The sequence below is a fragment of the Erythrobacter donghaensis genome, assembly GCF_002155425.1.
Taxonomy (GTDB): Bacteria; Pseudomonadota; Alphaproteobacteria; order Sphingomonadales; family Sphingomonadaceae; genus Erythrobacter; species Erythrobacter donghaensis.
Genome location: NZ_MUYG01000005.1, coordinates 66482 through 78119, shown reverse-complemented (window position 1 = coordinate 78119; position 11638 = coordinate 66482). Strand labels below are relative to the sequence as shown.

Sequence of the window (11638 nt, the reverse complement as noted above, 5' to 3'; positions counted from 1 at the left end):
TGCATTCGTATCACGCGGCGCTAGTCGCGTGATACGTTATCTCATAATACCTCTCTGAGAAAAGCAACGGGAAGCCCCATGAACCTCACGATCTCCAGCCCTGCCATCTCTCGCCTTGCGCTCGCCACCGCGCTCGGCCTCGCCTGCACTGCCACCCCTGCTCTCGCCGAAACCGCCCCGGATGAGGCGGAGGCCGCCGCCCAGCCCGCCGGCGCTCAGGTCGAGGACGACGTCCACAACCGCCAGAGCGATCGCACCGGCACGATCATCGTCAGCGCCAATGGCCTGAAGGAGCTGGACGTGCTGGCCGGCACCAGCGTGGTGGAAATCCGCGACATCCAGCGCGATGCCGTGAACGGCCAGATCGGCGACCTCCTCACCAAGCTGCCCGGCGTCTCGGCCACCAGCTTCGCCCCCGGTTCCTCGCGCCCGGTGCTGCGCGGCCAGCAGGGCGAGCGCGTGCGCGTGCTGGTCGATGGCGTGGGCACGTCCGACGTGTCGAACACCTCGGTCGACCATGCCACCACGATCGAGCCGATCACGGTGGAGCGCATCGAAGTGCTGCGCGGCCCCGCAGTGCTGCTCTACGGCAGCCAGGCGATCGGCGGCGCGGTCAACGTGATCGACAAGCGCATCCCCACCCGGATGCCCGACCACAACCTCCACCTCGATGCCTTTGCCGGGGTCGACAGCGCCACCGACCTGCGCACCGGGGCGGCCAGCCTCGATGTCGGGATCGGCAGCAATCTCGTGTTCCACGTGGACGGATCGTGGCGCGAAACCAATGATGCCGAGATCGGCGGCTTCCAGGTCTCCGACGCGCTGCGCGCCGACCTGCTCGCCGACGCGGCCGAGGAGGAGGAAGAGGGCGAGCTCGAAGAGGCTGCCGAACTGCGCGAGGCCGCCGGCCAGCGCGGTACCTTGCCCAATTCGGCGATGGAAAGCTGGACGATCAACACCGGCCTCGGCCTGATTCTTGGCGAGAGCACCTTCGGCGCGGCTGTGGGCTGGTATGACACCACCTACGGCGTGCCAACCCGCCCCGGCGCGGGCCACCACCACGGCGAGGAAGGCGAGGAAGAAGAAGGCGGCGAGGAGGAGGGCGAAGAACTCGTCACCATCGGGCTCAAGCAGTTCCGCGCCGACTTCAAGGGCGATGTCTTCCTCGGCGACGGCGCTTTCGAGCGGCTGAAGCTGCGGGTCGGCTATTCGGACTACACCCATACCGAATTCGAAGGTGCCGAGGTCGGCACGGTGTTCGATTCGACCAGCATCGAAGCGCGCGCCGAGCTGGTGCAGAACACCGGCGGAATGCTGCGCGGGTCGAGCGGGGTGCAATATCTCCATCGCGATTTCTTCGCGGAAGGGGCGGAAGCCTATGTTCCGCCCAACCTGACCGAGCAGGTCGCGCTGTTCACCTTGCAGGAGCTGGGCACCGGCCCGATCCAGATCGAAGCCGCCGCCCGGGCCGAGTTCACCAATGTCGAGGCCCAGACCCTCGGCATCGCGCGCGATTACGACACCGTCTCGGGCGCCCTCGGCCTCGTCTACGAAGGCACCCCGGGCCTGCGCATCGGCATCAACGGCTCACGCGCCGAACGCGCTCCCAGCGCCGAGGAGCTGTTCTCCAACGGCCCGCATATCGCCACGCAAGCCTTCGAGATCGGCAATGCGGACCTCCGCACCGAGCGCGCATGGGGGCTGGAAGCCTATGCCCGCGGTTCGATCGGCGCAGGGACCTTCAACCTCACCGCCTATCGCCAGTGGTTCGACAACTACATCTTCCTCGAGGAAACCGGGGAGGAAGAGGACGACCTGCCGGTGTTCCAGTATCTCCAGCAGGATGCCGACTTCTGGGGCCTTGAGGCGGAACTCAATTACCCGATCATCGACACCGAAGGCTTCCGCCTGCTGACCGATCTGCGCGCTTCCTATGTCGAGGCGGAGCTGGCCGATGGCACCGCCGTTCCGCGCATTCCGCCGCTCAGCCTGCTCGGCGCTCTGGAAGCACAGGCAGGCGCCTTCGACGTGCGCGGCGAGGTGCAGTGGTTTGGCGAACAGGACCGCATCGCCGCCTTCGAAACCCCGACCGACAGCTTCACGCTGGTCAACGCGCTAATCGCCTGGCGTCCGCTGGCGGACAATCAGAACGTCACCCTGCAACTCGCCGCCGACAACATCTTCGATGTCAATGGCCGCCGCCATGCCAGCTTCACCAAGGACTTCGTGCCGCTGGTGGGCCGCAATTTCCGCGCGAGCATCCGGATGAGCTTCTGATCCGTAACTTTGCGTGCCCCCAGGGTCGCAATCAGGGGCAGTCGGTCGCGCCGACTGCCCCTTTTTCGTGTCAGGCCTCCACCGCGAAGGTGAGTTCGGCGTGCTCCTCCAGCCGCTTGACCAGATCTTCGCCGAGGAAGCTGCCCGGCGTGCCGATCCCGCCCGGCTTGTCGCAGGTCAGCAGCGCAATTCCGGTCTCGCTCAGCATCCGGCTGGTCGAGCCGTAGCCCGGATCGTAGCGGCCCTTGACGCCGAATTGCAGGCGCTGCCCATCGGCCATGTCGGCGACAAAGACCACGTCGTAGAAGCCGTTGTCGCGCTCCTCCTTGCTCGGCCCCTCGCCGGGCTTGGGGGGCTTGGAGCCGAAGGGGTTCTTCATGAACTCCAGCGCCGCCTGCGCCGCCGCCTTGCCCGCATCGCCGGGGCTGGTCAGCATCATCTCGTCATACTTGAAGTCGGTGCCATAGGGGTGGCCGAGCAGGAAATTGGTGCGGTGCACGTTCTTGGTGTTGATCGGCGCCATCACGAAGGGCGCGGACCACTTCCCGAGGTCGTCCTCATACGAAGGGATCATGCCCGAAGGCTGGTCCGGCCCTTCGAAGCCCGGCGTGAGCGCGAAGGGATTGCGCAGCACGTTGATCAGCGAGGGGCTCTTGGCCGCCGCCTTCATCGTCGCGCCGAGGCTCGCCGCGGTGCCGCCCGAGAAGGTGCCCTGCATCGCGCGCACCCGACCCCGGATGCGCGGGGCGGGTGTGCCGAATTTTTCGACACAGGCCTTCTGGGTCATCATCACGCCGAGATCGAAGGGGATCGAATCGAAGCCCGACGAAAAACAGATGCGCGCCCCGCTGGCCTTTGCCGCAGCCTCGTGCTCGGCGATTTTCTCGGCCATCCATGCGGGCTCGCCGCAAAGGTCGGCATAGTCGGTGCCAGTCTTGACGCAGGCCGCGACCAGCTTGTCGCCATAAAGCTGATAGGGGCCGACCGTGGTGAGGACGACGCGGGTGCGCTTGCACATCGCCTCAAGATCGGCGCTGTCATCGGCATTGGCGACCACCAGCGGGGTGGTGGCAGGCGCACCGATAGACCCGCGCACCTCCTCCAGCTTGGCAAGGCTGCGCCCGGCCATCGCCCACTTCGGCCCGTCTTCGCGGCTGCCATAGTGCGTGGCGATGTATTCCGCCACCAGCCGCCCGGTGTAGCCGGTGGCGCCATAGACGATGATGTCGAATTCGCGGGTGCTCATGTTTGGTCTCCCTTGTCTCTGCCACAGCCATGCAATCGCGCCGCGCCCGTGTCAAAGGCCATCGTTGCGCGCGCAATAAGCGTTACAAAGCGGACACCATGTCCGCTTTGCGAAGCCCCAAAGGGCCGAATAATATCAGTGGTTTGCGCCAGTTTCGTCAAAGCGGACGGACAGGGGAGCGGGGCCTTTGTCACAGCACTTGGGGCCTTTCGAACGCGGAAACGCCAAAGGCTAACCCGCCTGACCGCCTGTAGGAAAGCGCCCCGAAGCCGCAGCCCTAGAGCCGCGGCAGCGTCACCCCGCGCTGGCCCATATATTTGCCCGCGCGGTCCTTGTAGCTGGTCTCGCAGCGCTCGTTGCCTTGCAGGAACAGGAACTGGCACGCGCCTTCATTGGCGTAGATCTTGGCAGGCAGCGGGGTGGTGTTGCTGAATTCCAGCGTCACGTGCCCTTCCCAGCCCGGCTCCAGCGGGGTGACGTTCACGATGATCCCGCAGCGCGCATAGGTGCTCTTGCCGAGGCAGATCACCAGCACATCTTCCGGCACGCGGAAATATTCGACCGTGCGGGCGAGCGCGAAGGAATTGGGCGGGATGATGCAGCAATCGGTCTCGCGGTCGACGAAGCTTTTCGGATCGAACTGCTTGGGATCGACCACCGAGCTGTCGACATTGGTGAAGATCTTGAACTCCGGCGCAACCCGCGCGTCATAGCCGTAGGACGAGAGGCCATAGGAGATCACCCCGTCGCGCCGCTGGGCTTCGACAAAAGGCTCGATCATGCCGTGTTCGAGCGCCTGTGCGCGGATCCATTTGTCGGAGAGAATCGCCATGCGAAAGGGATTCCCGATGGCGCGCGCGGGGGCAAGGGCGGGGCGGATTCTATCCCCCTTATCGACGGCTCATCAGTTTAGATCTTCCATTTCACCAATCCCATGATTGGATCAATTGCTCGCGCGAGATGATGGTTAGGACGACTCAGCCGATTATCTATGAATCGCAACTGCCTACGGTCAGCCCCAAAAACTAGTTTTTTGGCCTGAACAACAACTGCATCGTTGATCGCTTTAGCCAAGGTCTTTCCATCATGTCCCGCCATGTGCTTTGGGATGTCCACGTTCTCAGCCAATATCAATATCTTACGCGGATCAATTGGGAGCATGACAAAGGCATCACGATGAGCCATTCCATTCGATATCATCAATGGATTGTCACTTGTCAAAAGGTCGTGGGCGCTCTGATGCAGCGTGATTACAAACGCTGATAGCTGCATCATCCGGTCGATCATGACCTGAGATTGTACCAAATCAGTAAACACGTCCAAAGCCGCAGCTCGAAAATACGAGGATTGCTGTCCCTCAAAAAGAGGATTTGAACTGAGATCATCGGCTAGCCTACCCTCAAGATACGCAATCCGATCAGGCGATCGATGGAGCATGGAAAGTAAGAACTGAACTAAAGCGCCCTTATCCTGAACACTAGCAATTTCATTGCGTTCAGCCATCGACACAGCCTTGGCCCCACGATCATCAATTACCTGAAGAAATTCAGTTTCAATCCGTGCAGCTTGGCTCGGTGGAGCGTCTGGAATTGTGTAAAGGTCAATCGCGTAGCCCGTGGCAGCAGGATGCCGATAGCGCGAGTGCAGCAGTCTTTCAGGCCCAACGCGACCAAACTCCCAAATAACCTCCTCAGAACCCCACGCCCTTTTCCAACGTGATAGATACCATTCAGGAAGATAATGATGCTTACGTGGTGACGTCATTACAGCATCTTAATTGGACCAGCTTGCAAGCCAAGCCCCTTGTGAAGCACGGGGCGACGGTCGGCTGGGGGGCCAAACTCCCCCCAAAAAACCGCGGCTCCCGCCCCTAGCGGCACTTCAGCCGGATCACCTGCCACGCCAGCTGGGTCGGGCGGCCGCCGTTGCGGCGCACTTCTGCGTCGATGCACTGCTGCTGGGGCGTGCGGTTGTCGATCACCTGCTCGCCGCGCACCATTTGCTCGAAATCGATGACGTCCTGAAGTTCCTGGGCCGAAAGGTCGGCGGTCGACAGGCGGCCCGCTATCAGCGCCTCGAGATTGGCGCGGGCGCGGATTGCGCGGTCGTTGGCGGCGCCGGGCAGGCCCGGGACGTTCTCGGCCTTGGGCGGCGCGGGGGTGCGGTTCTGGAACAGCGGCGGCTCGGCCTGCGCCGTGGTGGTCAGCAGCGCAGCGGCGAGCAGCGCGCCAAGTCTCGGAAATTGCATCGCCGCTCTCCTCCCGTTGGATCGACATGGCCGCACGCGCGCCACCTTGCGGTTGTCTCGCAGAACCGATTACTCCAGCATGAACTCCGCCCACACCGGCAGGTGATCGGAGGCAATCGTCGCCAGCTGGCTGCGGTGGACGCCGCAGTCTGTCACCCGCAGCCGGTCGCAATGCAGGATCCGGTCGAGCCGTCCCAGCGGGCTGCGGCTGGGGAAGCTCGGGCCGGGATCGAGCAGCGCGAAATGCCGGGCGAACTCGCGGAATGCCCCGGCCGACGCGCGCCATTCGTTGAGATCGCCCATCAGCACCGTAGGCCCCTCCCCGCGCGCCGCATCGCCCAGCGCGGCGATCGTCTTCGCCTGCCGCGCGCGCCACAGGCCAGACAGGTCGAGATGCATCCCGAAAACCGAAAGGCCGACCTCCCCGATCCGCACCCGCGCGGTCACCACGCCGCGCGGTTCGAGGCAGGGGATGTGGATGATGTCATGGCTCTCCACGGCGATGCCCTGCCGCACCAGGATCGCATTGCCGTGCCACCCCATCGAATCGTGCTGCACGTCGAGCGGCACGGGGACGTAATCGGTGTGGCTCTCAATCAAAAAGCGCGGCAGCACCGCCGCGCGCGAGCCGAACCTGAGGTCGGCTTCCTGCAGGCAGACGATGTCCGCCCCCACCTCATTGAGCACATTGAGGATGCGCGCCGGATCGCGCCTGCGGTCGGTGCCGACACCCTTGTGGATGTTGTAGCTGGCGACCTTGATACTGCCTGGCACCGTGCTCCCCTCAACCCGCCGCCAGCAGGCTCGCGTTGCCGCCCGCGGCGGTGGTGTCGATGGTCATCACCCGTTCGGTGGCAAAGCGCGCGAGGTAGTGCGGCCCGCCCGCCTTGGGCCCGGTGCCCGAAAGCCCCTCGCCGCCGAAGGGCTGGCTTTCCACCACCGCACCGATCTGGTTACGGTTGACGTAGAAATTGCCCACTCTGGCACGCGCCTGAACAAAGCGCCGCGTTTCGGCGATGCGGCTGTGCAGGCCGAGCGTGAGGCCGTAGCCGCTGGCGTTGATGTCCTCGACCACCTGCCCGAGCTGGCTCGCCTTGAAGCGCGCGACGTGGAGGACGGGGCCGAAATGCTCGCGCGCCAGATCGCCGATCCCGCCGATCTCGACGATGGTGGGCGCGACGAAGCAGCCCTTCTCCACCCCCGGCGGGAGCGGCAAGCGGGTGACGGTGCGTTCCGAGGCGAGGCAGCGCGCGACATGGCGTTCGAGCCGCGCCTGCGCGTCGGGGTCGATCACCGGGCCGACATCGGTGGCGAAATCCGCCGGATCGCCAATGTTCAGCGCCTCGAACCCGCCGCGGATCATCGCCAGCATGGGGTCGGCGATGTCGTCCTGAAGGTAAAGCACCCGCAAGGCCGAGCAGCGCTGCCCCGCGCTCTGGAAAGCGCTCGCCAGCACGTCGCGCACCACCTGTTCGGGCAGGGCCGAGCTGTCGACGATCATCGCGTTCTGCCCGCCGGTCTCGGCGATCAGCGTAGCGATCGGGCCGTCGCGCCCGGCGAGCGTGCGGTTGATCGCCTGCGCGGTCTCGGTCGATCCGGTGAAGGCGACACCCGCCAGCCTGGGGTGGGCGGTGATCATCTGCCCGACCGGCCCGGCGCCGGGGAGTAGCTGGAAAGCCTCGGCCGGGATGCCCGCTTCGTGGCACAGCTTCACCGCCAACGCGGCGATCAGCGGGGTCTGTTCGGCAGGCTTGGCGATCACCGCATTGCCCGCGGCGAGCGCGGCGGCGGCCATGCCGGTGAAGATCGCCAGCGGGAAGTTCCACGGGCTGATCGTGGCGAACACCCCGCGCCCGTGGAGCGAGAGCGAGTTCTCCTCCCCCGTCGGCCCGGGCAGGATGGTGGGCGCAGCGAACTGCCGGCGCGCTTCGGCAGCGTAGAAGCGCAGGAAGTCCACCGCCTCGCGCAGTTCGAGCACCGCGTCGAGCAGGGTCTTGCCCGCCTCGCGCTGGCACAGGCTGAGGAATTCGTCGGTATGCGCCTCGAACAGGTCGGCAGCTTCCTCGAGCAGTAGCGCGCGCGCCTCTCCGCCGAGCGAGTCCCAGCCGGGCTGGATCGCGGCAGCACGGGTGACAGCGGCGTCCACCTCCTCTGCGGTCGCATCGCGGCGGGTGCCGATCACCACGGAGAGATCGTGCGGCATGGTGATGGGGGCGATTTCCCCGGCGGTGCTGGCGAGGAACGTCGGCTCGGCGCGCCAGGGCTTGCTCTCGAGCGCGGTCAGCCGCTCCATCAGCGGCTCGCGCACGGTCGGGTCGCTGAGGTCGATCCCGGCGCTGTTCCGGCGCGCACCGAAGATGTCCTTGGGCAGCGGGATGGCGGGATTGCGGCGCGGGCTCATCGCGGCAAGCTCCGCCACCGGATCGCCCACGAGTTCTTCCGCCGGAATATCGGCATCGCCCATGCGGTTGACGAAGCTGGTATTGGCCCCGTTTTCCAGCAACCGGCGCACCAGATAGGCGAGCAATTCCTTGTGCCCGCCGACCGGCGCATAGATCCTGACCGGCGTCTTCCGGTTGCCCTCGATCGCGTGGAGCGCCTCGTAAACTTCCTCGCCCATGCCGTGCAGGCGTTGAAACTCAAAAGGCTTGCCCTCGCTCATGCTCTTGATCGCGCCGATGGTGTAGGCGTTGTGCGTGGCGAAAGCGGCGTGGATCACGTCGGCGTGTTCAAACAGCCGCGCGGCGCAGGCGAGGTAACTGACATCGGTCGCGACCTTGCGGGTGAAGACCGGGTAATCGGTATAGCCGCCCACCTGGCTGAGCTTGATCTCGCTGTCCCAATAGGCGCCCTTCACCAGCCGCACGAACAGCTTGCGCCCGTGCCGCCGGGCCAGCTTGCCCGCCCAGTCGCACACCGCAAGCCCACGCTTCTGATAGGCCTGAATGGCAAGGCCGAAGCCTTCCCACCGGCTGCCATCGGGGCGCTGGAACAGCTCGTCATCGGCGACCAGTGCCTCGATGATGTCGAGGCTGAGTTCCAGCCGCTCGGCCTCCTCAGCGTCGATGGTGAAGTGGATGTCGGCATCCCGCGCCTTCAGCGCCAGCGCCTTCACCACCGGCACCATGTCCGCGCGCGTCTGCTCCGCGTGGAAGATCGTGTATTTGGGATGCAGCGCCGAGAGCTTGACCGAGATCCCCGGCGACGCGACGACCCCCGCCCCCGCTTCGCGCGCCAGCCGGGTGAGCGCGCCTTCATAGGCCTGCCGGTATTTCTCGGCATCCTCAAAAGTCATCGCCGCTTCGCCGAGCATGTCGAAGCTGTGGGTAATCCCGCGCGCGCGTTCGGGCGCGGCGCGCTTCAGCGCTTCGTCGATAGTGCGGCCGAAGACGAACTGGCCGCCCAGAATCTTCATCGCCTGCGCGGTCGCGGTGCGGATCACTGGTTCGCCCAGCCGGTTAATCGCGCGCTTGAGCACCCCGCCCATGCCGCGCTGGCGCGCCTCGGGCGGATCGAGCACTTCGCCGGTCAGCATCAGCGAGAAGGTCGCCGCGTTGACGAAGGTGGAGGAGCTTTCGCCGAGATGCTCGCCCCATTCGATGCTCCCGATCTTGTCGCGGATCAACGCATCGGCGGTCGCGGCATCGGGCACGCGCAGCAGCGCTTCGGCAAGGCACATCAGCGCGATGCCTTCCTCGGTATCGAGGCCATATTGCTGGAGGAAGGCGTCGATCCCGCTCGCCTTCTTGGCGCGCGCGCCCTCGATCAGGTCGATCGCAAGACCCGCCGCCGCATCATGCACCCGCGCCGCCGGCGCGGCCTGCTCCAGCCGCTCGGCGATGCAGGCCTCCTCGTCCTGACGATAGGCGCGGCGAAGGTCGGCGCGGTCGATGCTGGAGGGGGCGGTGTAGTCGGCCATAGAGTGTTACCTGAAACGATTCGGGGGATTTGCGGCGCTCTGAACCCCGCAAGGCTGCGCTTCAAGCGCAGTCTTTGCAACGGTCCGGCCTCCCTTGCCCCGGCCACGCCTTGCGGGTAGCGTCCGGCCTTGTTCATGGGGGCCACACGAATGCGGATGTTCTGCTTTCACTGCCGCGACGGCGAAGACGGCGGACGGCTGCGCGCGATCCATCGCCCCGCGCATCTCGAATTCATCCACGCCAATGCCGAGCATTTCGTGATCGTCGGCCCGTTGAAGCGCGCGGATGGCCTGATCATCGGCTCGCTGCTGATCGTCAAGGCCGAAGACGAAGCCGCCGCGCGCGCGCTGCTGGCAGACGATCCCTACCTCACCGGCGGGGTGTGGCAGCTGATCCGGGTGGACGAATTCACCCCGCTGCTGGGCGACTGGGCCTAGCGGAAGGGATCATTGTCGCTGTAGCGGCGGCTGATGAAGGCCGCGTTGCTGGCGAAGGCATCCAGATCGTGCTGCGCGAGATTGCGCGCGATCTCGTCGATCCGGCCCTGCATCGCCTCGAGGCTTTCCTCGAGGATGAAGCTCGCCGATTTGCCGGTGGTGCGGAAAATCTCGGCGCGGTGCGCGGGGGGAATGTCGATGTAGCTCTTGACCAGCTTGGGCAGGTGTTCGCCGCGCATCAGCTCGATCTCAGTGCGGCTGACCGCCTGCACCTGTTCGCGGTCCATCATCGCTTCGACCTCGTCGAGGCTGGCGAGGATCCCGGCGATCTTCTCGCGCGCGCCGGTAGGGATGCGCGCGTCGCTGTAGTCGAAGGCCGGGCGCTGCGGAGCAGCGGGGGCCGGCGCAGACCGGGCCGGCGGCGCAGGCTCCACATCGGGCGCGGCGAACATCTTCCTGAGCGTTTCGAACAGACCCACGGCCCTTGACGTCTCCTTTGCCCGGCGAGGGGCTGACGGAGGTGTCTTTAGACCGGCTAACCGCTTGGGGAAAGGGTGGTGATCGCCGCGCGCTCGTGATCAAGCTGGTCGAGTGCGTGGTAAAGCCGCGCGAAGGCCTCCTGCAAGGCAGCCGCGTCTGCCTCGGCGCAGACCGGTTCGTCGCTGGCGATGAGGTTGCTCGCCGCGCGGTTGAGACTGGCGATCCCGTCGAGCACCAGCTCCTGCCGGGCAATCAGGCGGGCGGCGACGATGGCGGTCCGCAGCACCAGCACCATGGTCTCGGTCGCCTGTTCGATGCCCTCGACAAGGCGCCGGTTGGTATCGGTGACGATCTCCCTTGCCGCCACCGCCTGCTGGGCGAGCGCGCGGGCTTCTGCGATATCGCGCTGGCGGCTGCGCACCGCGTGGAGCGCATCGGAGCGCAGCCGCTGCGCGCGCATCGGCTCGCGCGCCGCCATCGTATCGGCCCGCGCTTCGAGCGTGAGCGCGACTTCTTGCGCAAACAGCGTCTGTTCGCTCAGCACCGCCAGCGGCGCGGCGAGGCTGGCGCGCTCCACCTCGAGCGCGACATTGGCGCGCAGCAGCCCGTCACGCTCGCGGGTGAGGCGGGCGAGCGCCGCCTCGATGCCGCCTTGCGCGGCGCGGTAGCGGCGGAAATAGGCCGCCGGATCGGGCTTGGCGGCGAACAGTCCGAAGCGCTTGCCGCCTTCCGCCAGATTGCCTTGCCGCAGCGGTTCGAGGCTCTCGGCCATGCGCCGCAGCGCGGCAATCGCGGCGGCGATGCCATCGGTCGGCGGCGGCGCGACATGGGCGAGGCTGCCCGCATGGCGCGCGCCGAGCGCGGCGATTTCGTCGCTACCGAGTGTGTGGATGGCTTCGAGCTTGTGGTCGAAGGCCGGGCTCAAGGGCTCGATCTGCGCCAGTTCGGCGACATATTTGAGCGCCTGCCCGGCCAGTTCCGCATGACGGCGCTTGGAGATGGCGGGGACGGGCACGGTCGCTCGGGCGGA

10 protein-coding genes are annotated in these 11638 nt (G+C 65.9%); 2 read left to right on the top strand and 8 right to left on the bottom strand.

Going from position 1 to position 11638, the window contains the following annotated elements; genetic code table 11:
• The first annotated feature begins 78 nt into the window (after positions 1-78).
• Positions 79-2277: a TonB-dependent receptor gene (locus tag BZF59_RS00895; protein ID WP_086606365.1), complete on the top strand. Its 2199-nt coding sequence runs from the start codon at positions 79-81 to the stop codon at positions 2275-2277.
• A 70-nt stretch (positions 2278-2347) separates the two neighbouring features.
• On the opposite strand, the gene BZF59_RS00890 is transcribed toward BZF59_RS00895, so the two are convergent.
• From BZF59_RS00890 to putA, 6 genes are all read right to left on the bottom strand, one after another.
• A complete protein-coding gene (locus BZF59_RS00890; RefSeq protein WP_086606364.1) occupies positions 2348-3523 on the bottom strand; it encodes a saccharopine dehydrogenase family protein in 1176 nt (391 codons plus the stop codon).
• Between the two features lie 277 nt (positions 3524-3800).
• A complete protein-coding gene (dcd, locus tag BZF59_RS00885; protein WP_086606363.1) occupies positions 3801-4355 on the bottom strand; it encodes a dCTP deaminase in 555 nt (184 codons plus the stop codon).
• A gap of 77 nt (positions 4356-4432) precedes the next feature.
• Positions 4433-5287, bottom strand: a complete 855-nt coding sequence (locus BZF59_RS00880) for a DUF4238 domain-containing protein (RefSeq protein ID WP_086606362.1) — start codon at positions 5285-5287, stop codon at positions 4433-4435.
• A 106-nt stretch (positions 5288-5393) separates the two neighbouring features.
• Entirely contained in the window at positions 5394-5771 is a 378-nt protein-coding gene (locus tag BZF59_RS16150) for a hypothetical protein (protein ID WP_086606361.1), read from the bottom strand.
• A 69-nt stretch (positions 5772-5840) separates the two neighbouring features.
• Positions 5841-6545 carry an endonuclease/exonuclease/phosphatase family protein gene (locus BZF59_RS00870; RefSeq protein WP_086606360.1) on the bottom strand — a complete coding sequence of 235 codons (705 nt, stop codon included), beginning with the start codon at positions 6543-6545 and terminating at the stop codon, positions 5841-5843.
• Positions 6546-6555: 10 nt separating this feature from the next.
• Positions 6556-9690: a bifunctional proline dehydrogenase/L-glutamate gamma-semialdehyde dehydrogenase PutA gene (putA, locus tag BZF59_RS00865; protein WP_086606359.1), complete on the bottom strand. Its 3135-nt coding sequence runs from the start codon at positions 9688-9690 to the stop codon at positions 6556-6558.
• 150 nt (positions 9691-9840) lie between these two features.
• Here putA and BZF59_RS00860 point away from each other — a divergent pair, with 150 nt between their 5' ends.
• Positions 9841-10128, top strand: coding sequence for a YciI family protein (locus tag BZF59_RS00860; protein ID WP_234036196.1), 288 nt, complete (start codon positions 9841-9843; stop codon positions 10126-10128).
• Here BZF59_RS00860 and BZF59_RS00855 read toward each other — a convergent pair.
• Positions 10125-10607 (bottom strand): hypothetical protein, encoded by a 483-nt coding sequence (locus tag BZF59_RS00855; protein ID WP_086606357.1) that lies wholly within the window; start codon positions 10605-10607, stop codon positions 10125-10127. The two genes, BZF59_RS00860 and BZF59_RS00855, sit on opposite strands and share 4 nt — an antisense overlap.
• Positions 10608-10663: 56 nt before the next feature.
• Positions 10664-11623: a toxic anion resistance protein gene (locus tag BZF59_RS00850; RefSeq protein WP_158094229.1), complete on the bottom strand. Its 960-nt coding sequence runs from the start codon at positions 11621-11623 to the stop codon at positions 10664-10666.
• Between the last annotated feature and the right edge of the window lie 15 nt (positions 11624-11638).